The sequence below is a fragment of the Thauera phenolivorans genome, from assembly GCF_001696715.1.
GTDB lineage: Bacteria > Pseudomonadota > Gammaproteobacteria > Burkholderiales > Rhodocyclaceae > Thauera > Thauera phenolivorans.
This window is the reverse complement of the sequence record NZ_MBFM01000005.1, coordinates 175192-195538: the sequence shown is the minus strand read 5'-3', so window position 1 is coordinate 195538 and position 20347 is coordinate 175192. Positions and strand designations below refer to the sequence as shown.

At 70.5% G+C, this 20347-nt stretch carries 21 protein-coding genes and 1 tRNA gene; 7 read left to right on the top strand and 15 right to left on the bottom strand.

Translation table 11 applies throughout. The features are described from left to right. Positions 1–19 precede the first annotated feature (19 nt). Entirely contained in the window at positions 20–679 is a 660-nt protein-coding gene (locus tag BB334_RS13990; protein ID WP_068809115.1) for a potassium channel family protein, read from the bottom strand. Next, entirely contained in the window at positions 676–2124 is a 1449-nt protein-coding gene (locus BB334_RS13985) for a TrkH family potassium uptake protein (protein ID WP_198531259.1), read from the bottom strand. The genes BB334_RS13990 and BB334_RS13985 overlap by 4 nt, the downstream gene beginning before the upstream one ends. A 122-nt stretch (positions 2125–2246) precedes the next feature. Here BB334_RS13985 and BB334_RS13980 point away from each other — a divergent pair, with 122 nt between their 5' ends. The 6 genes from BB334_RS13980 (at position 2247) to BB334_RS13955 (ending at position 6994) form a co-directional block, all read left to right on the top strand. Then, complete coding sequence (locus BB334_RS13980) at positions 2247–3434, top strand: glycosyltransferase (RefSeq protein WP_068809114.1); 1188 nt, start codon at positions 2247–2249, stop codon at positions 3432–3434. Between the two features lie 66 nt (positions 3435–3500). Further along, positions 3501–4472, top strand: coding sequence for an ABC transporter substrate-binding protein (locus tag BB334_RS13975; RefSeq protein WP_068809113.1), 972 nt, complete (start codon positions 3501–3503; stop codon positions 4470–4472). Between the two features lie 99 nt (positions 4473–4571). Beyond that, positions 4572–5462 (top strand): ABC transporter permease, encoded by an 891-nt coding sequence (locus BB334_RS13970; RefSeq protein WP_068809112.1) that lies wholly within the window; start codon positions 4572–4574, stop codon positions 5460–5462. A gap of 1 nt (position 5463) precedes the next feature. Beyond that, positions 5464–6258 (top strand): ABC transporter ATP-binding protein, encoded by a 795-nt coding sequence (locus tag BB334_RS13965; protein ID WP_068809111.1) that lies wholly within the window; start codon positions 5464–5466, stop codon positions 6256–6258. 43 nt (positions 6259–6301) lie between these two features. Then, complete coding sequence (locus tag BB334_RS13960) at positions 6302–6628, top strand: hypothetical protein (protein WP_068809110.1); 327 nt, start codon at positions 6302–6304, stop codon at positions 6626–6628. Between the two features lie 84 nt (positions 6629–6712). After that, the gene (locus tag BB334_RS13955) at positions 6713–6994 is read left to right on the top strand and encodes a hypothetical protein (protein ID WP_068809109.1); all 282 of its coding nucleotides are present in this window, start codon (positions 6713–6715) and stop codon (positions 6992–6994) included. Between the two features lie 34 nt (positions 6995–7028). On the opposite strand, the gene BB334_RS13950 is transcribed toward BB334_RS13955, so the two are convergent. From BB334_RS13950 to BB334_RS13910, 9 genes are all read right to left on the bottom strand, one after another. Continuing rightward, a complete protein-coding gene (locus BB334_RS13950) occupies positions 7029–7409 on the bottom strand; it encodes a DUF805 domain-containing protein (protein ID WP_068809108.1) in 381 nt (126 codons plus the stop codon). 96 nt (positions 7410–7505) lie between these two features. Next, positions 7506–8219, bottom strand: a complete 714-nt coding sequence (locus BB334_RS13945) for an ABC transporter ATP-binding protein (protein WP_068809107.1) — start codon at positions 8217–8219, stop codon at positions 7506–7508. Further along, on the bottom strand, positions 8216–8971 hold the full coding sequence (locus BB334_RS13940) for an ABC transporter ATP-binding protein (RefSeq protein ID WP_068809106.1): 756 nt from the start codon (positions 8969–8971) through the stop codon (positions 8216–8218). The genes BB334_RS13945 and BB334_RS13940 overlap by 4 nt, the downstream gene beginning before the upstream one ends. After that, complete coding sequence (locus BB334_RS13935) at positions 8968–9957, bottom strand: branched-chain amino acid ABC transporter permease (RefSeq protein ID WP_068809105.1); 990 nt, start codon at positions 9955–9957, stop codon at positions 8968–8970. Before BB334_RS13935 ends, BB334_RS13940 begins: the two co-directional genes overlap by 4 nt. A gap of 12 nt (positions 9958–9969) precedes the next feature. Beyond that, positions 9970–10890, bottom strand: a complete 921-nt coding sequence (locus tag BB334_RS13930) for a branched-chain amino acid ABC transporter permease (protein ID WP_068809104.1) — start codon at positions 10888–10890, stop codon at positions 9970–9972. After that, positions 10891–12054 (bottom strand): ABC transporter substrate-binding protein, encoded by a 1164-nt coding sequence (locus tag BB334_RS13925; RefSeq protein WP_068809103.1) that lies wholly within the window; start codon positions 12052–12054, stop codon positions 10891–10893. A 91-nt stretch (positions 12055–12145) separates the two neighbouring features. Beyond that, entirely contained in the window at positions 12146–13336 is a 1191-nt protein-coding gene (locus tag BB334_RS13920) for a DUF1615 domain-containing protein (protein ID WP_068809102.1), read from the bottom strand. Further along, positions 13333–14271, bottom strand: a complete 939-nt coding sequence (locus tag BB334_RS13915; RefSeq protein WP_068809101.1) for an AEC family transporter — start codon at positions 14269–14271, stop codon at positions 13333–13335. Before BB334_RS13915 ends, BB334_RS13920 begins: the two co-directional genes overlap by 4 nt. Before the next feature lie 129 nt (positions 14272–14400). Next, a tRNA-Arg gene (locus BB334_RS13910) sits at positions 14401–14477 on the bottom strand. A gap of 148 nt (positions 14478–14625) precedes the next feature. Here BB334_RS13910 and BB334_RS13905 point away from each other — a divergent pair. After that, positions 14626–14901 carry a type II toxin-antitoxin system HicA family toxin gene (locus BB334_RS13905; protein WP_068809100.1) on the top strand — a complete coding sequence of 92 codons (276 nt, stop codon included), beginning with the start codon at positions 14626–14628 and terminating at the stop codon, positions 14899–14901. Positions 14902–14995: 94 nt separating this feature from the next. On the opposite strand, the gene ltrA is transcribed toward BB334_RS13905, so the two are convergent. The 4 genes from ltrA to BB334_RS13885 form a co-directional block, all read right to left on the bottom strand. Next, a complete protein-coding gene (gene ltrA, locus BB334_RS13900) occupies positions 14996–16348 on the bottom strand; it encodes a group II intron reverse transcriptase/maturase (protein WP_232756612.1) in 1353 nt (450 codons plus the stop codon). A gap of 446 nt (positions 16349–16794) precedes the next feature. Next, complete coding sequence (locus BB334_RS13895) at positions 16795–17259, bottom strand: c-type cytochrome (protein WP_068809099.1); 465 nt, start codon at positions 17257–17259, stop codon at positions 16795–16797. A gap of 152 nt (positions 17260–17411) precedes the next feature. After that, on the bottom strand, positions 17412–19409 hold the full coding sequence (locus BB334_RS13890; protein WP_068809467.1) for a UvrD-helicase domain-containing protein: 1998 nt from the start codon (positions 19407–19409) through the stop codon (positions 17412–17414). A 221-nt stretch (positions 19410–19630) separates the two neighbouring features. Further along, a complete protein-coding gene (locus tag BB334_RS13885) occupies positions 19631–20347 on the bottom strand; it encodes an SIMPL domain-containing protein (protein WP_068809098.1) in 717 nt (238 codons plus the stop codon).

Genomic DNA, 20347 nt, shown 5'->3' with positions numbered 1-20347 from the left:
GGGTCCGCGAGGCAGGCGCTCAGCCGGCCTTCAGCGCCTTGCGCCAGCGCGCCTGCAGTGTCTCGAGGTTGCGGCTGTGGGTGACGACGACGACCTCGTCGCCCGGCGCGAGCCGGGTGTCGGCCTCGGGCAGGGTGAAGCGCTCGTCGCGATAGAAGAACATCACCCGGCTGCCCGCGGGAAGATCGATCTCGCCCACCGGCCGCGCATCCGCGGCGGTGGCGACAAAGCTGAACACCCTCGCCTCGTCCTTGACCAGGGCGAGGATCTCCATGTGGTCGCGCCCCTCGAACATGTCCGCCAGATAGCGCCCGATGGTGCGCGCCGGGATGATGGTGTCGGCGAGACCGAGCTCGATGCACAGGTGCTCGAACTCCGGGTCGTCGATCTTCTGCACCACGCGGCGGAAGCCGAGCGAGCGCCCGGCGAGGCTGGCGAGGATGTTGGTCTGGTCGTTGCCGGTGAGGCAGAACAGGCAGTCGGTGGCGGCGGGATCGGCCTCGCGCAGCAGCGCCGGCTTGCTGCCGTCGCCCTGCAGGAAGCCGCAGTCGAGCTCGTCGGCGAGCGCCTCGATGCGTTCACGGTCGCGCTCGATCATCACCACGTCGTGGCCGCGGCGCAGCAGCCGCTGCGCCGTCATCACCGCCAGGGAGCCCGCTCCCACGAACACCGCTCTCATCGCCTCTCCGCCCGCCTGCCGAACCAGCTGCCCGGATTGAGCACGACCAGCAGGGCGAGGATCTCCACCCGGCCGGCCAGCATGTCGAAGCATAGTACGAGCTTCAGCCACCACTCCAGCTCCGGCCGGGCGATGCCGCTCGACAGACCGACCGTGCCGGTGGCCGAGGCGACCTCGAACAGCGCGCCGAGCGCCGGGTAGCCGGCGGCGACGAAGGCGAGCCAGGAGAGGAACACCACGCCGACGATCAGCGCCATCAGCAACGCGGCGCGGCCGAGGTCGGCCTCGTCCACCCGCCGCTCGCCGAGCCGGGCATGGAGCACCGCGTGGGGCGGCGCCGCGGCGCGCGCGAGAAAGAGTTGCAGCAGGCGCAGCATCAGCAGCAGGCGCAGCAGCTTGAAGCCCCCCGCGGTGGAGCCGACGCTGCCGCCGAGCAGCATCGCGCCGACCAGGGTGAGGCGCGAAGCCTCGTCGAGCGCGGCGAAGTCCGTGGTGGAGAAGCCGGTGGTGCTCTGCGCACTCATCGCCAGCTGCGCCGCCTCGGCCCAGCCGCGCTCACCCGGCGCCGCCCACAGCCACAGCAGGAAGCCGGTGAGCGCGGTCGCCAGCACCAGGGCGCGCAGTTCGGGGTCGCGCAGCAGCGCACGCGGCCCCTCGTGCCACGCGCGATGGTAGAGCGGCAACGACACCGCGCCGAGCCAGGCGAAGCCGATGAACACCGCGGCACCGCGCCCGGCAGCGGCGAGGCTGTCGTCGTAGACCGCAAAGCCGCCGGTCGACACCGCGGCGAAGGCGTGCACCAGGGCGACGAAGCCGTCGCCGGTGGCGGCCCAGCCGGCGAGCGCCGCGGCGACGGTCAGCGCGGCATACACGACCAGAATGCGTCGTGCATAGACTCGGGTGGTCGACACGAGGTCCTCGCCGGAGAACGCGGTCTCCATCAGCTGGCGACCGGCGGCGCCGTGGTACATCAGCAGCGCGAGCGAGAGGACGACGATGCCGAGGCCGCCGAACCACTGCAGCCAGGCGCGCGCGAAGAGGAAGGCGGCCGGCTTGTCCTCCACCGAGGCGGCGAGGCTGAGGCCGGTGGTGGTGATGCCGGAGACGGCCTCGAACCAGGCATCGAGCCAGCTCGCGCTCGCCGCCGCGAGCGGGTAGCTCATCACCAGCGAGCCGGCGACGAAGGCGAGCGCGACCACCGCCATCGCCTCGTTCGCCTGCAGCCGCGCCGGCGCCGCGAGGCGGGCGAGCGGCAGCCCGACGACGAGCAGTCCGCCCAGCACCGCCGCGTGGCGCGCCGCCGCGTCCGGCTCGCCGAGCAGCAGCGCGGCGGCGAGCGGCGCCGCGGCCAGCGCGGCGAGCACCACCATGAGCACGCCGAGGTACTTGCCCACCACCGGCAGGCGCAGGGCGAAGCGCAGCTTATCGGTCCGGTCGAAGCTCATCGCGACGGCAGCTCCGTGCCGAGGGGGCACGGCGCCAGTATAGGCCTCGCCGCGCCCGCGGTGGGGGCGGCGATCGCGGCGCCCTTCACCGCGCTGTAACCTGCGGCTGGCACGCTCGGCCGATGACTCGAGTGCTGATGGTTTCCGACGTCTATTTCCCGCGCGTAAACGGCGTATCGACCTCGATCGCCACCTTCCGCGCGGCGCTCGCCGAGCTCGGCGTCGAGGTCCGTCTGGTGGTGCCGCGCTACGCCGACGAGGCGGACGAGGAAGGCATCGTGCGCGTCGCCGGGCGCAGGGTGCCACGCGACCCCGAGGACCGGCTGCTGTCGTGGCGCGCGATGCGCGCGGCGGTCGCACGCGAGGCGGCGGACTGCGCGCTAGTGCACATCCAGACCCCCTTCGTCGCCCATTACGCCGGCACCGCGGCGGCGCGCGCGCACCGGCTGCCGTTGCTGCTGACCTACCACACCTTCTTCGAGGAATACCTCCACCACTACGCCCCCTTCCTCCCCGCCGCGATGCTGCGCGGGCTGGCGCGGAAAGTGTCGCGCGCGCAGTGCAACACGATGGACGGCGTGGTGGTGCCCTCGACCGCGATGCGCGAGCGGCTCGCCGGCTACGGCGTCACCCGCCCCCTGCACGTGCTGCCCACCGGCATCCCGCTGCACGACTTCGCCGGCGGCGAGCGCGCGCGCTTCCGCGCCCGCCACGGCATCGCCGCCGACGCCCCGGTGGCGCTGTTCATCGGCCGCCTGGCGCGCGAGAAGAACGTCGGCTTCCTGCTCGAGGTCGCCGCCCGCCTGCGCCGCGAACTGCCCGGCTTCCGCCTCGTGATCGCCGGCGAGGGGCCGGCCGCGGGCGAGCTCGAGGCGCAGGCCGCCGCGCTCGGCCTCGCCGACACGGTACGCTTCGTCGGCTACCTCGACCGCCGCGCCGCGCTGCCCGACTGCTACGCCGCGGCCGACGCCTTCGTCTTCGCCTCGCGCACCGAGACCCAGGGCCTGGTGCTGATCGAGGCGATGGCCGCCGGCCTGCCGGTGGTCGCGCTGGCGGCGATGGGCACGATCGACATCCTCGCCCCGCGCCGCGGCGCCCTGGTCGCGCCCGACGAGGTCGCCGGCTTCGCCGCCCGGGTGCGCGAGCTGCTGAGCGCACCTGTCCGCCGCCAGGCGCTCGCCGTCGAGGCGCGGCGCTACAGCATCGAATGGGGCGACGCGATCATGGCCGGACGGCTGGCCGGCCTGTACCGCCGGCTGCTCGATGCCGGCCGCGTCGAAGGCCGCGCGATCGGCTGCCAGCCGGGTTAGACTTCCGCCCTGATGGACGGCGGCCGCACGGTGGCGCCGTCGCGTGCATCTCCCGGGAGTTCAACCATGCCGCTCGCCAAGCCCTGCCTCGCCCTCCTCGGCGCCCTGTCGCTGTCCTTCGCTCTCGCCACACCGGCCGCGGCGCAACAGAAATCGGTCGCGCTCACCGCGATCGTCGAACACCCCGCGCTCGACGCGGTACGGGACGGCGTCAAGGACGCGCTCGCCAAGGCCGGCTACGAGGAAGGGAAGAACCTGAAGTGGCAGTACCAGAGCGCCCAGGGCAACACCGGCACTGCGGCGCAGATCGCGCGCAAGTTCGTCGGCGACCGTCCCGACGCGATCGTCGCCGTCGCCACGCCCTCGGCACAGGCGGTGGTGGCCGCGACCAAGAACGTGCCGGTGGTGTATTCCGCGGTGACCGACCCGGTCGCCGCCCAGCTGGTGCCGGGCATGGGCCCCTCGGGCACGAACGTCACCGGCGTCTCTGACGTGCTCGAGCTCGAGCAGCAGGTCGAGCTGATCCGCCGCGTGGTGCCGGACGCGAAGCGGGTGGGCATGGTCTACAACCCGGGCGAGGCCAACTCGGTGGTGGTGGTCAAGCGGCTGCAGGAACTGCTGCCCAAGCACGACATGCGCCTGGTCGAGGCCGCCGCGCCGCGCACGGTGGACGTCGGCTCGGCGGCGCGCAGCCTGATCGGCAAGGTCGACGTGATCTATACCAATACCGACAACAACGTGGTGTCGGCCTACGAGGCGCTGGTGAAGGTGGGCAACGACGCCAGGATCCCGCTGATCGCCTCCGACACCGACAGCGTCGAGCGCGGCGCGATCGCCGCGCTCGGCATCGACTACCGCAGCCTCGGCGAGCAGACCGGCCGCATCGTCGCCCGCATCCTCGCCGGCGAGCAGCCGGGCGCGATCGCCTCCGAGACCAGCGACAAGCTGGCGCTCTTCGTCAATCCGGCCGCGGCGAAGAAGCAGGGTGTGACCCTGTCCGACGAGCTGCTGAAGTCGGCGGCGAAGATCGTCGAGTAAGCCGATCGTCGCCTGAATCCGCGCTGCGCCGGGGCCTCGCCGGCCCCGTTCCGCCGGCGCCGCCCCGCCGGCAGCCTTTGTCCTCCTTCCTCCCCGCCAATGTCGCTCTATTCTCTCCTCGGCGCCTTCGAGATCGGCCTGATCTTCGCGCTCGTCGCCCTCGGCGTGCTGATCTCCTTCCGCATCCTGCGCTTTCCCGACCTCACCGTGGACGGCAGCTTCCCGCTCGGTGGCGCGGTCGCCGCGACCCTGATCGCCGCCGGCACCGATCCCTTCAGCGCCACCATCGCCGCCACCCTGGCGGGCGCGCTCGCGGGTACGATCACCGGCTGGCTCAACGTGCGGCTGCGCATCATGGACCTGCTCGCCAGCATCCTGATGATGATCGCGCTGTATTCGATCAACCTGCGCATCATGGGCCGGCCGAACGTGCCGCTGATCACCGAGCCCACGGTATTCACCCTGCTGAAGAGCGAGGCGCTCGCCGACTACGTGTTCCGCCCGCTGCTGCTGGTGGGCGTGGTGCTCGTCGCCAAGCTGCTGCTCGACTGGTTCTTCACCACCCAGACCGGGCTGGCGATGCGCGCCACCGGCTCCAACCCGCGCATGGCGCGCGCCCAGGGCGTCAACACCGGCTGGATGATCCTCGGCGGCATGGCGCTGTCGAATGCGCTGGTGGGGCTCGCCGGCGCGTTGTTCGCCCAGACCCAGGGCGGCGCCGACATCTCGATGGGCGTGGGCACCATCGTCATCGGCCTCGCGGCGGTGATCGTGGGCGAGAGCATCCTGCCCTCGCGCAAGCTCTTCCTCGCCACCCTGGCGGTGATCCTGGGCGCGATCGTCTATCGCTTCTTCATCGCGCTCGCGCTCAACAGCGACTTCATCGGCCTGCAGGCGCAGGACCTCAACCTGGTGACCGCGCTGCTGGTGACGGTGGCGCTGGTGCTGCCGATGATCAAGCGCCGCATCGCCGGCGGCAAGGGGAACTGAGATGCTGAGCGCACAGGACCTGCACATGACCTTCAACGCCGGCACGCCGATCGAGACCCGCGCGCTGCGCGGCATGAGCCTGGAGATCCCGGCCGGCCAGTTCGTCACCGTGATCGGCTCCAACGGCGCCGGCAAATCGACCCTGCTCAACGCGGTGTCGGGCGACATGGCGGTCGACCGTGGCCGCATCGAGATCGACGGCGTCGACGTCACCCGCCAGCCGGTGTGGGAGCGTGCGGCGCGGGTGGCGCGGGTGTTCCAGGACCCGATGGCGGGCACCTGCGAGGACCTGACGATCGAGGAGAACATGGCGCTCGCCGACCTGCGCGGCGGCAAGCGCGGCTTCCGCCACGCGGTCAGGCCGGCGCGACGCGAGGAGTACCGTGCCCATCTCGCCACCCTCGGGCTGGGCCTGGAGAACCGCATCGGCGACCGCATCGGCCTGCTCTCGGGCGGCCAGCGCCAGGCGGTGAGCCTGCTGATGGCCGCGCTGCGGCCCTCGCGCATCCTGCTGCTCGACGAACACACCGCCGCGCTCGATCCGCGCACCGCCCAATTCGTGCTGCAGTTGACCGCGCGCATCGTCGCCGAGCACAAGCTCACCACGATGATGGTGACCCACAGCATGCGCCAGGCGCTCGACGTCGGCGAGCGCACGGTGATGCTGCACCAGGGCAAGGTCGTGCTCGACGTCGCGGGCGCGGAACGCAAGGGACTCGACGTGCGCCACCTGCTCGAGATGTTCGAGAAGGTGCGCGGCGAGCAGATCGACGACGATGCGTTGCTGCTCGGCTGAAACCGGCCCGAGCCGGGCGCACCCGCATCGAGGGAGGATCGCGATGCAGGTCAGCAGGACTGACCTCGGCAGCGTCATGCTCGCGGCCGTGCTGCTTGCCGCCCTGCCGTCCGACGCGGCAGGCACGGCCGCGGGCGAGCGTGCCGGCAGGTCGGGCGAGCGTCCCGCCCGACCGGTGCCGACCGAGCAGCGGCCCGCCGGCGGCACGGAGCGCGGCGACGGCGCGCCGACCCGCCGCCTGATCACCAATTGCGACGCCAACGGCTGCCGCGACAATCTCGGCAACAGCTACCATCGCGGCGGCGGCGGCAGCCTGTTCGGCCCCGCCGGCCGCTGCCGACAGATCGGCGGGCGGATCCACTGCCCCTGAAGTGCGCCCGTCGGTGGACACGCGCTGGCCGCGCCTGTGCTAGTTTGCAGTGAAGCCCGACATCCCCGGGCACGGGAGGCCAGCATGAAACCCGAAGCGCCACGTTCGCCCGCTGCGGACGACGCCAACCGCATCATCGAGCGCCCCGACGGCTTTTACTGGCAGGACAAGGCGAGCGGGCGCGAATACGGCCCCTTCGCCACCCTGCGCGAGGCCGAGCAGGACATGGAGTTCGAGCCCGCCGACGACCTCGTCGAGAGCGAGAGCCTGGAGGAGGCCGAGGACGAGATCGGCATCTCCGACTGGATCGACCCCGACACCGGCGAGCCGGGCGAGGAATGGCGGCCGCACCTCGACGACAACTGAACGCAGGCCCGCGGCCGGAGCCGGCTGGCCGGGCTCAGGCGGGCGGCAGCACCGCGGTCTTGGGGTTGGGGCCGTACTCGTTGGCACCCGGCTGGCTGTCCAGCACGGCGAAGACCAGCAGCACGATGGTGCCGATCACCGGCACCAGGCCGATCAGCACCCACCAGCCAGTGCGGCCGATGTCGTGCAGCCGGCGCACGCTGACGCCGATCGTCGGCAGCAGCACGGCGAGCGCATACAGGCCGCTGAGCAGGCCGACGCCGCCCTCCTCGCTGAAGCTGCCGAGCACGCTGTCGATCATCGACAGGCCGATCGACACCAGCAGGTTGAACAGCACGAAATACCAGTACTCGGAGCGACTGGCGCGCCCGGAGAACACGGCGTACTTCTTCAGGACGGCGAGATACCAGTTCATGGCGGCTCCTCGGCAGTGACGACGGACGATGCCAGTGTAATCGAAGCCGCGGCGCGCGAGGCGCGCGCGCTCACGCGCCGCCCGCCCCGCTCCCCGTCACACCCCGAGGTAGCGCTGCCACAGACCGCGGTCGGCGGCGAGCGCGGCCGAATCCCCCTGCCACGCCACCCGTCCGCGCTCGAGGATGAAGTGGCGGTCGGCGAGCCTCACCAGGCGCTCGACATACTTGTCGACCACCAGGGTGGTCTGGCCGGCGGCCTTCAGACGGTCGAGGCAGCGCCAGATCTCCTCCCGGATCACTGGCGCGAGGCCTTCGGTGGCCTCGTCGAGGATCAGCAGCCGCGGGTTGGTCGACAGCGCACGCGCGATCGCCAGCATCTGCTGCTCGCCGCCGGAGAGCTGGTTGCCGAGGTGGCCGGCGCGCTCCTGCAGGCGCGGAAACAGCACGTAGAGGCGCGCGAGCGTCCACGGCTCGGCACGGCCGCTGCGGTTGGCGGCGAACGCGAGCAGATGCTCGCGCACGCTCAGATTGGGAAAGCACTGCCTGCCCTCGGGCACGATCGCCACGCCGAGACGGGCGATCGCGTCGGCGGCGAGCCGCTCGAGGGGCGTGCCGGCGAAGCGAATCTCGCCACCGCGCGCGCGCAGGCTGCCGGTGAGCGCGCGGATCGTCGTCGTCTTGCCCATGCCGTTGCGCCCGAGCAGGGTCACGACCTCACCGGCGCGGATGTCGAGATCGACGCCGAACAGCACCTGACTCGCACCGTAACCCGCCGCCAGCCCGCGCACCTCCAGCAGCGGCGCGCTCATGCCGCCGCCTCGCTGCCGAGATACACCGCCTGCACCTCGGGGTGGGCGCGGATGTCGCCGACCTCGCCGGTGGCGAGCACGCGGCCCGAGGCGAGGACGGTGATGCGGTCGGCGAGCTGGAACACCGCGTCCATGTCGTGCTCGATCAGCAGGATCGCACAGCGCTCGCGCAGGCTGCGGATCAGCGCCACCATCTGCGCCGAATCCTCCGGCCCCATGCCGGCCATCGGCTCGTCGAGCAGCAGCAGGCGCGGTTCGGCCGCGAGCGCGAGGGCGAGGTCGAGCCGGCGCTGCACGCCGTGCGGGAGCGCGGCGGCGACCCGGTGCAGGACGTCCGCCAGGCCGAGCTCGTGCGCCAGCGCGAGCGCGCGCGCGTGCAGGCGGGTGTCCGCCGAACGCCGACCGAGGCAGCGGAAGCTCGAGCCGGTGTGCGCCTGCACCGCGAGCAGCAGGTTGTCGAACACGGTGTTGGCGCCGAACACGCTGGTGACCTGGAAGCAGCGCGACAGGCCGTGACGCACCCGGCGATGGGCGGGCATGCCGGTGAGCTCGACGCCGTCGAGCACGATGCGGCCGGCGTCCGGGGCGAGCAGGCCGGAGATCAGGTTCACCACGGTCGACTTGCCGGCGCCGTTGGGGCCGATCAGCGCATGGATCTCGCCCGCTTCGACCGCCAGATCGACATGGTCGGTGGCGACCAGGCCGCCGAAGCGCTTGACCAGGCCTTGCGCGCTGAACAGGCTGGCGCTCATGCCGCCCGTCCCGCGCGCGCGAACAGCGCCGCCAGCCCGCGCGGGGCGAGGAAGACGACCGTGATCAGCAGCAAGCCGAGCGGCCAGTGCCAGTACTCGGTGTGGAGCTTGAGTACCTCGGCGAGCACCAGCCACACCGCCACCCCGAGCGGCGCGCCCCAGCGCCGGCCGAGACCGCCGAGCACCACCATCACCAACAGGGTGGCGGATTCGGTCCAGTGCATCAGCGAGGGGCTGACGAAGGCGTTGTGGCTCGCCAGCAGCGCGCCCGCCAGCCCGGCGAGCGCGCCGGCACCGGCGAAGGCGGCGAGCTTGAGGCGGAACACCGGGTAGCCGAGTGCGCTCATGCGCGTCTCGTTGTCGCGGATGCCCATCAGCGCGTGGCCGAAGCGCGAGGCCGCAATCCGGCTGAAGAGCGCGAAGACCAGCGCCGCGATCGCCAGCACCACCCAGAAGAAGACCGCCTCGTCGCCGGTGTCGATGCCGGCCCCGAGCGCGAGCGGGGTATACAGGCCGTAGCCGTCATCGCCGCCATAGGCGCTGAGCGACACCGCGAGGTAGTACAGCATCTGCGCGAAGGCGAGCGTGATCATGAGGAAATACACCCCGCGGGTGCGCAGCGAGAGCGCGCCGATCGCCGCCGCCGCCAGCGCTGACGCGGCGAGCGCAGCGCCCCACGCGAGCCAGGCCGAGCCGACGCCGGCGTCGACCAGCGCCACCACCGTGTAGGCGCCGACGCCGATGAAACCGGCATGGCCGAGAGCGGCCATGCCGCCGTAGCCGAGGATGAAGTTGAGACTGGTGGCGGCGATCATCACGATCAGCAGCCGGCGCACGAAGCCGAGCCAGTATTCGAGCCCGAGCACCGGTGCCAGCAGCGGAAAGGCGGCGAGCACGGCGAGCAGCACCCAGGGCAGCACGCGGGCGGCGAGCGGCGCGAGGTCCGCGGCGGGCACGGCGGAGGAGGCCTTGCCGGGTCTTGTCATCGTCACCCCGCCTCAGCCGCGCGCGGGGAACAGCCCCGCCGGCTTCAGGATCAGCACCGCCGCCATCAGCAGGTACATCGCGATGCCGGCGAGCGCGGCGCCGAGCTCGGCGGCGAGCGCCGGCGGCAGCACCGCGCGCAGTGCCGGCGGCAGGAAGGCGCGCCCCGCGGTGTCGACCATGCCGACCAGCAGCGCGGCGACGAAGGCGCCGCGCACCGAGCCGATGCCGCCGATGACGATGACCACCAGCGCAGGGATCAGGATCGCCTCGCCCATGCCGATCTGCACCGCGCTGATCGGCCCCATCAGCGCGCCGGCGAGCGCCGCCAGCGCGGCGCCGAGCACGAACACGAAGGAGAACACCCGCCCCACGCGTACGCCCATCAGCTCGGCCATGCCGCGGTTGGAGGCACCGGCGCGTACCAGCATGCCGATCCGCGTATGGCTCACCAGGAGGTAGAGGCCGAGCGCCACCAGCAGGCCGACCCCGATCAGCAGCAGGCGGTAGGCCGGGTAGGGCAGCTCGGGCAGGAGCTGCACCGGCCCGGCGAGCGCGGCCGGCATCGCCGCCATCACCGGCGAGGGGCCCCAGATCGCCTTCACGACGTCGTCGGCGATGAGGATGACGCCGAAGGTGGCGATGACCTGGGCGAGATGGTCGCGCGCATACAGCCGGCGCACGATCGCCTGCTCGAGCAGGAAGGCGATCACCACGGTGGCGGCCACCGCCGCCAGCACCGCGGTGGCGAAGCCGGCGCCGGCCTCGTGCGCCCGCGCGGCGATGTAGGCGCCGGCCATGTAGAGCGAGCCGTGGGCCAGGTTCATGGTGTCCATGATCCCGAACACCAGGCTCAGGCCGGCGGCGAGCAGGAACAGCATCAACCCGTAGCCGAGGCCGTTGAGCAGCTGCTCGATGACGAAGATCGAGTCCATTTACATCTTGCAGTCGCCGACGTAGGCGTCCTGGTGCTGCTCCAGCACGGTGCCGACGAGACGGTTGGTGATGGTGCCGTCGGCGCGCTTTTCCACCACCCGCAGGTAGTAGTTCTGCACCGGGTAGTTGTTGGCGCCGTAGCGGAATTCGCCGCGCACCGAGTCGAAGTCCGCCTTCCTGAGCGCGGCGAGCACCGCTTCGCGGTCGTCCACCCTGCCCTCGACCTCGCGCACCGCGGCGTCCATCGCCATCACCACGTCGTAGGCCTGGGCGGCGTAGACGGTGGGATAGCGGCCGTCGTACTTGTTGCGGAAGGCCTCGACGAAGGCCTTGTTCGCCGGCAGGTCGAGGTCGTGGGCCCAGTGCGCGGTGTTGAACAGGCCGACGGCGGGCTCGCCGACCGCGGCGAGCGTGTCCTGGTCGGCGGAGAAGCCCGGCCCGATCAGCGGGATGTCCTTCAGGCCGCCGGCGACGTACTGCTTGATGAAGTTGATGCCCATCGCCGCGGGCAGGAAGAAGTACACCGCGTCCGGCTTCGCCGCGCGGATGCGGGCGATCTCGGCGGCGTAGTCGATCTGGCCGACCTTGGTGTAGATCTCCTCCTTCACCGCCCCCTCGTAGAGCCGCTTGAAGCCGCCGAGGTGGTCCTTGCCCGCGGGATAGTTGGGCGCGATCAGGACCATGTTGCGATAGCCCTTGTCGTTGGCGACGCGGCCGGCCGCCTCGTCGTAGGTGTCGTTCTGGTACACGCCGAAGAAGTAGGGGTTGCACTGCTTGCCGGCGAACTGACTCGGCCCCGGGTTGCTCGACAGGAAGGGCACCTTGGCGGCGAACAGCGCCGGGCCCACCGCGAGCGCCGAGTTGGAGGCGACCGGGCCGGTGAAGAAGTCGATCTTCTCGGCCTGCAGGTAGCGGCGCACGAGCTGCGTGGCCTGCTCCGGGTTGCCGGCGAAGTCGGTCTGCAGGAACTCGGCGTCGAAGCCGCCGAGCTTGCCGCCGAGCTGCTCGATCGCGAGGTTCAGGCCGTCGCGGGTCTCGGCGCCGATGGTGGCGAAGGGCCCGGAGATGTCGAGCGCGACACCGACCTTGATCGGGTCGGCGGCATGGGCGCCAACGGCGGCGGCGAGGGCGAGGGCGAGCGCGGCGGACTTCAGCTTCAGCATGGGAATTCCTCGGATCGGATCGGGTTCGGTCGCGAACGGCGACGGGGGGCGAGATTATCACGCCCGGCGCCCACCCGCGGCCAGCGCGCCGTCATCGTGCGCGCCGCAGGCAGCCGAGATAGCGCCGGTTCACCCGGTCTGCGAACCAGGCGGTGGTGAGCTTGCGCTGGATCTTCGGGCTCTTCAGCGTGATCTGCGGCATCGCCTCGCGTGCCACGCGGCGACCGGCGGCGGCGTCCGCAAGCGCGTACACCCGCTGGTAGACCGCAGTGCGGGCGAAGCCGGCCTCCTTCTCCTGGCGCAGCTCGGCGTCGATGCGGGCGGGCGCCAGCCGCAGCCGCGGCGCGAGCGCATGCAGCGCGCGCTGGGTGGCGCCCGGCGCGGCGTCCGGCACGCCGTTGCGGTAGCGCAGGAGGTCGCCGTCGGGCACCAGGGCGTGGCCGCTCAGGCGCGTTACCGCCTGCTGGAAGGCCGCATTGCGCGCGGCGTAGTGACCGGCGTTGAAGTCGGCGAAGCGGTGGATCGGTGCGCGGTAGGGCGCGGGATAGTCGAGCAGATGGGCGATGCCGAAATGCACGCCGCCGCGGCGGGTGAACACCGCCTCGCGGATGGTGCGCCCGGGGCCGCGATACGGCGTCTGGCGCGCATGCAGCTCGGCATAGGCGATGCTGACCTGCATCGGCCCGCCGGTGCGCACCGGGTTGTAGTCGCTCAGCAACAGCCGGCCGGCGGGCACCGCGGCGATGATCTCCTCGTACAGCTCGCTGAGCTGGCGCTCGGTGCGCAGCGCATCGATGCGCGCGCCGAAGCTGCGGCCGTCGGCCGAGCGCCGCGCGAGCGCGGCCTCCACCACCATCGGCGGAACGTGGAAGCGCTGGCGGCGGGCCTCGATCTCTGCTCGCACCATGCGCGACAGCCCGGGCACCACCGGGTCGGCCTGGAAGCCGGACTCCTGCTCGATGACCGCGATCGAGGCGCAGAGGTTCTCCGCGCTCGGCGCCAGCCGCAGCGCGTAGAAAGCGGCGAGGATGTCGCCCGACCAGCCGCCGCGGTCGGTCTTCAGCGTGGGCGGCAGCAGCCGCTGCAGCAGCGACTGCGGCGTGGGCGGCGGCGCCGGGCGCACCGGGACGGGGGCCGCCGCGCCGGCACCGGCGGGCGTGCGCGACTCCACCGGCGCCGGCGGCTGCACCGCGCGCGGGTCGGGCGCCGGTCCGCTGGCGCAGCCGGCAACGAGCAGCGCCACCAGCAGCAGAACCGGCGCGGGCGAGTGGTAGCGGCTCATCCGCCCGCCCCGCTGAACCACAGGAAGGCGCTGATGGTGAAGAAGGAAGCCACCGTGGTCGCCACCAGCGCCGCCGCGCACAGGCCTTCCTGCCCGTACTTCTGCGCCAGGATCGGATAGATGCTCATCATCGGCATGCAGGCATTGAGCACCGCCGCGGCCTGCAGCCCAGCGCCGTCCATCGGCAGCGCGAGGAAGGCGAGGAAGACCATGAGCGGATGCAGCAGCAGCTTGCCCGCCACGATCAGCGCGATGTCGCCGGCGGCGATCTTCACCTTCAGCCCGGCGAGGGTGCCGCCGATGTAGAACAGCGCCACCGGCGCCGCGGTGCTGCCGAGCAGCTCGATCGCGCGCGCCAGCGGCAGCGGCACCTGCAGCGCCAGCAGCGAGCAGGCCAGCCCGGCGAGGATGGCGAGGATCATCGGGTTCTTCCCCAGGCTCAGCGCGATGCCCCTCAGCACCCGCGGCCAGCGTCCGCCGCCCCCGCCGCCGAGTTCGGCCAGCGCCATCAGCAGCGGAAACATGATCAGCGCCTCCACCAGCGCATACACCGCGAGCGCCGCGCTCGCGCTCGCCGGCGACAGCTGCTGCGCGATCGGAAAACCGATGAAGGCGCTGTTCGACACCGACATCCCCATCGCCAGCACCGCCGCCATCTGCAGCTTGCGCCGCAGCACCGTCATCGCCAGCGCCACCACCAATGCCACCACCGCGAGCGAACCGAGCGCATAGGGCAGCAGCAGGTCGGGCCGCACCGTCTCGCTCACCGCGCCACTCGACACCGCCCTGAACAGCAGCGCGGGCAACGCGAAGTTGATGACGAAGACGCCGAGCGCCCGCATGTCGGTGGCGGCCAGCACACGCAGGCGCACCGAGGCGAAACCGACGGCGATGAGGATGAAGATCGGGCCGGTGATGGCCAGGATGGCGAGCATGGGGCAGAGCGGATCCGGTCCGCAGGCGGGCCGGCCAGATCCGGAGTTCGACCTGACGGCGCTTATCTCGAACGATCGTCACAAATGATGACGGGCCAGTCCCCCGAAGGTCTGGCCCGTCATCCTGTCTGGCGCGCCCGACACGATTCGAACGTGTGACCCCTGCCTTCGGAGGGCAGTACTCTATCCAGCTGAGCTACGGGCGCGGAGGTTTCTCACCGGCCTTGCACCGGATCCGAAGCGCGCTAGGATAAACGCCTTTCCCGCGCAAGTCCATGCCCTTCGCGGCGCACCCACTGGACCGTGTCCGGGCGTGCCACAATCGCCGCGGGCATCCAAGGAGAGGAGCCGCTCATGAGCAACAAGCACGCAACGGTACTGCGATCGATCTTCCACGACCCGATCAGCGCCAACATCCACTTCCGCGAGGTCGAGTCGCTGCTGCAGAACCTCGGCGCGGAGATCGTGCCGGGGCACGGCGCGCGCTTCCGGGTGGTGCTGAACCGCGTCGAGGGCACGCTGCACCATCCGCACGGCGGCACCCTGACGCGGCAGGACGTCAAGAGCCTTCGCGAATTCCTGCTGCACGCGGGGGTCAGTCCGTCGAGTTACGAGAACCAGGCGCGCTGAGGCGATCGGGATAGGGGCGGTCAGGTTACCTGACCGATCCCCTCCCACACCACCCGGCATGCGGGTCCGCACCGGGCGGTTCGAGCAGTTGAGGTCATGAGAGCCGAGGCACGCCAAGCCGGTCGAAGTAGGCGATGGGCATCGCTCGGTTCAGCGCCATGCGGCTGTTACGCCACCAGCACCGACTGTTCGCGGCCACCCTGCGGGCATCCGCTTGCGAGGCGCCCAGCGCCAACAATTCCCGATACATCGTCGTACCCCGACGCCAGTGCTTGAGCTGCACGGCACGCAGCCGGTGTCGGATCCACTCGTCGAGTTCGCGGAACACCTTGGGTGTCTGCGCAAGCTGGAAGTACGCCTTCCAGCCCGGCATGTAGGCCCGCAGTCGTTCGGCGACCTCCGGCAGGCTGCGCCCGCCCGAGCGACGCGTCATTTCCCGGATGCGTTGTTTGAAGGTCTCCAACGCCTTGTAGGCGACCGCGCATTTGATCCGGTCGCCCGCACTGCGCCACAGTTCGTAGCCCAGAAGCTTGCGACCGGTCGCCGACGCCACCGCCGTCTTGGCCTCGTTGATCTTCAGATGGAGTCGGTCGTAGAGCTTGCGCAACCCTTCCAGCACCCGTTCACCTGCGCGGCGACTGCACACATACACGTTGCAGTCGTCGGCGTAGCGCACGAAGCGGTGGCCACGTCGCTCCAGTTCCCGATCCACCTCGTCGAGCAGCACATTGGCCAACAGCGGCGAGAGCGGCCCGCCTTGCGGCGTGCCCTCGTACCGCTCGATGAGCACCCCGCCATCCAGAATCCCGGCCACGAGGTAACGACGAACCAGCCGCAGCACGGCTTTATCGTCGATTCGCCTCGCCAACCGTTCCATCAGGATGTCGTGATTGACCCGGTCGAAGAACTTCTCCAGATCCACATCGACCACTACCCGGTAGCCGTCCTGCACGTAGCGCTGTGCATCGAGCACCGCGTCGTGCGCACGGCGTCCCGGCCGGAAGCCATAGCTGTGTTCGGAGAACGTCGGATCAATGATGGGCTGCAAGACTTGCAGCAGGGCTTGCTGGATCAGCCGATCCGTCACCGTCGGAATCCCCAGTTCGCGCACCCCGCCATCGGCCTTCGGAATCTGGACGCAGCGCACCGGCACGGGCCGGTAGCTGCCATCGAGCAAGGATTCCCGAATCCGGGGCCAGTGCATTCTCAGGTACTCCGCCGTCTCGGCAATCGACAACCCATCCGCCCCAGCACTGCCGCGATTAGCTTTGACGCGTTTCCACGCCAGAACCATATTCGCGCTCGCGAGCGCCTGCGCAAGCAGGCCATCTCGCCCCGGGCTTCCAGTTGCGCGCCGCGCCGTTCGTGCTTCATCACGCACCGCTTCGAGCTCGGCTTCACCTCGCTCTCCCGCATTGCGCCCCGGCTCGCCGGGCTTCTGATGCACTGCACGTCCGAGCGACACGGCCTTCGGCCCTCCTACTCGTTCGGCCCTTCGCCCCAAACCAGCGGCTACTACGGCCTCGGCTGACTCCTCGCTCCGGTGTGGCACCGTCGCCCTTTCAGGCACAAGGCGAGATCTCCCCAGGTAAGAACGCACTCCTTCGCTGCACAACCGCCGGATCTACGCCACTTCGCCTTGATCACGAGAGCTTCGCGGTTTCTGGCCCGCTCGCCCTGCTCGGCAGCGCCTTCTATCCGATTCTTGTTCATCGGCTCGCAGCTTACGCTCCACGCTTCCTCCCCACGCTCGGTCACCCTCGCGCAGTTGCGCTTAGCTTCGTTCGCTGTGATCAACTTACGGCGGGACTTGCACCCGCAGGAGTGCGCCCATGCTGGGCGCACCAAAAAAGGCGACCCGTGGGTCGCCTCGTGTGAACGTCCTGCTTCGGCTTACTCCGCGGCCTCGACCGGCGGCTCGGTGTAACCGGCGCCCGCGGTGTTGGCCAGGTAAGCCACCGCACGCGCGACTTCGGTATCGGTCAGGTCGCTGCCGCCGCCGCGCGGGGGCATCGCGTTCTTGCCGGCGATCGCGGACTGGGTCAGGCCGTCGAAGCCGAGCGCCAGGCGCGGTGCCCAGGCGGCGGCGTCGCCGGTCTTCGGCGCGGCGAGCAAGCCGGCATCATGGCAGCTGGCGCAGATCGATTTGTAGATCTCTTCGCCGGTGCGGCTGCCCGGCGCGACCGTCTGCGCCTTCAGCTCGAGCCGGGCGACCGGCTGGATCAGGGTGGCGCTGAGTTCGTCGTCGATCGAGCTCTGCTGGCCACAGCCGGCCACCAGCGCGGCGGCGACGGCAGCGGCGGAAAGGATGAGGCGGGTGGGCCGCAGGGCGGCGCGCTGGGAGCGGGTTTCCGGCATGCTTGGATCCTTGGATGGACGCGATTCAAATTCGTTAGAGCCGGAATTATAGCCGGGAAGCGCCGCGCACACGGAGGGAGCTGTCCCGAATCAAGGCATTCCGCCACAAAAGCCGCCCGGCCGCGATCGGCGCGGGCGGGCCGCCGTCGGTCTCATCCCGGCTTGCCGTCGCGCGCCTCGAACATCGCCATCAGGCCGGCCAGCCGTGCCTTGCCCTCCTCCTTCGACACCGGCTTCGCCGTCTTGCGGTCGTTCATGCGGAGGTCGCCACCCATCTCCGCGATGAAACGGCTCGGCTCGCAGGTACGGAACTCCTTGCCCGACTTGCGCCGCTCGCACCAGGTGATGTTGAGGCTGCGCTGGGCGCGGGTGATGCCGACGTACATCAGGCGGCGCTCCTCCTCGATCTTGTCCTCGTCAATGCTGCTTTGGTGCGGCAGCAGGCCCTCCTCGACCCCCACCAGGAAGACGTGGGGAAACTCGAGGCCCTTGGAGGCGTGCAGGGTGGCGAGCTGCACGCCGTCGAAGTCGGGGTCCTCCTTGTCGAGCATCGAGATCAGCGCGATCGTCTGGGTGAGCTCGATCAGGTTCTTGCCGTCCTCCTCGCCCTTCTTGCCGAGCCAGCCGACGAAGTCGCGCACATTGTTCCACTTCGACTCCGCCTCACGCACCTCGCAGTGCTCGAACAGCCAGGCCTCGTAGCGGATCGCGGCGAGCAGGTCTTCCAGCAGCTGCGCCGCCGGCTCGCGCGGCGCGCGGTACTGCAGACGGTTGATGTAGGCGGCGAACTCCTGCACCGCCTGCAGCTGGCGGGGGTTGAGGTGCTGGGCCGCGCCTTCCTCGAACACCGCGGCGAACAGGCTGATGTGGCGCTGGCCGGCATAGTTGCCGAGCGCCTCGAGCGTGCTCGGGCCGACGCCGCGGCGCGGGGTGGTGATCGCGCGGATGAAGGCGAGGTCGTCGTCGTCGTTCACCAGCAGGCGCAGCCAGGCGATGAGGTCGCGGATCTCGGCCTTGTCGAAGAAGCTCTGCCCGCCCGACATCACATAGGGGATGCGCTGGTTGCGCAGCTGCTGCTCGATCATGCGCGCCTGGTGGTTGCCGCGGTAGAGGATCGCGTAGTCCTTGAAACGGCTGCGGTGCTCGAACCTGTGGGCGCTGATCCGGGTCGCCACCCATTCCGCCTCGTGCTCGGCGTCGCGGCAGTTGGTGACCACGATCTGCTCGCCCTGGCCGTGCTCGGACCACAGGCGCTTGTCGAAGAGCTTCTCGTTGTTGGCGATGACGGTGTTGGCGGCTTCCAGGATGCGGCGCGAGGAGCGGTAGTTCTGCTCGAGCTTGATGACCTTCAGCTTCGGGTAGTCCTGCTGCAGCAGCTTCAGGTTCTCGACGTCGGCGCCGCGCCAAGCGTAGATCGCCTGGTCGTCGTCGCCCACCGCGGTGAAGGCGCCACGCACGCCCGAGAGCAGGCGCAGCAGGCGGTACTGGGCGCGGTTGGTGTCCTGGTATTCGTCCACCAGCAGGTAGCGCAGCCTGTTCTGCCAGCGCTCGCGCACCTCGGGATGCTCGTCGAACAGCCGCACCGGCAGCGCGATCAGGTCGTCGAAATCCACCGCCTGATAGGCGCGCAGGGTGCGCTCGTACTCCTTGTAGAGCTTCGCCGCGACCGAGGCGATCTCGTTGTCGGCGAGCTGCGCCGCCTCCTCGGGCGTGATCATCGCGTTCTTCCACGACGAGATCTGCCACTGCATCTGCTTGGCGATACCCTTGTCGTTGTCGCCGGCGACGTCGGCGACGATCTGCACGGTGTCGGAGGCATCCAGGATGGAGAACTGCGGCTTCAGCCCGCAGTGCTTGGCCTCCTGGCGGATGATGCGCACGCCGAGCGCGTGGAAGGTGCACACGGTCAGCCCGCCGGGCGGGCGCCCGCCCATGATGTGGGCGACGCGCTCCTGCATCTCCTTCGCCGCCTTGTTGGTGAAGGTGATCGCCGCGATGTTGGACGGATTGAGCCCGCACTCGTTGATCAGATGCGCGATCTTGTGGGTGATCACCCGCGTCTTGCCGCTGCCGGCGCCGGCGAGCACCAGGCAGGGACCGTCGAGATAGCGGATCGCTTCGCGCTGGGGCGCATTGAGGAGGGCGGACATCGGCTCGGACACTGAAAAAGCGAAGCCACCCATGAAGGGGTGGCGGAGCGCCATTCTAGCCGATCGTCAGCGCGCCTCCATGCCCCACCGCCGTTATCGCGCACAGGGGTGCGCTCCTACAATGCCTGCGATGAGCACCACCCCTGTAGGAGACCTGCCCCCAGGGCGATAACTGCCGTCCCGCCGGCACGGCCGCTCTTCGCAGCGCAGCGTTCGCGCTGCTAATCGAGCGCGAACTCGAAGGTGCTCACCACCCGCAGCCGCTTGCCCGGGGTGCGCGAGGTGTCCATGTCGCTGCCGTCGTCGTCGAGCACCCGGATCACGCCCTGATTGGCGCTCCTGAGCGTGCCGAGGGTGGCTCCCGCGTCGGCGGCGAACTTGCGCGCCTGATCGTGAGCGTTGAGGGTGGCCTCCTCAAGCAGCCTGGGCTTGAGCTCGTTGAAGCCACGCAGCTGGTAGCGCGGTCCGCTCATGCCCTCGTTCTCGGCGAAGAGCTGCACGCCGGCCTCGATCAGCGGATCGACCCGGTTCGCCGCCAGCGTCACCGCCTCGACCCGCGCCGACTTCACCACCACCTGACCCTGGCCGGTGAAGCGCAGGGCGACGTCGCGCGTGCCCCACTCGCGCGCGAGCAGGTCCTGCACCTGCAGCGGGCGCAGCTCGATCTCGCCTACGGTGAAGCCCTGCTCGAGCAGGAAGCCGTGCACGCGGTCGCGGTCGGCGCTGAGCTGCCGCTGCACCGCGCCGAACTCGTTGCCCGCGCGCCGAAAGCCGAGCGTCCAGATGGCGAAGTCGCTTTTCACGTCGAGCTCGGCGAGACCCTTCACCGTCACCGACCGATCCGCCATGCGGAAGCGCTCCATGCCCTGCCCGACCAGCCAGCCCGCCGCGGCGACACCGACCGCGATCACCAGGGCCGGCACCACGCCGATCCTCAT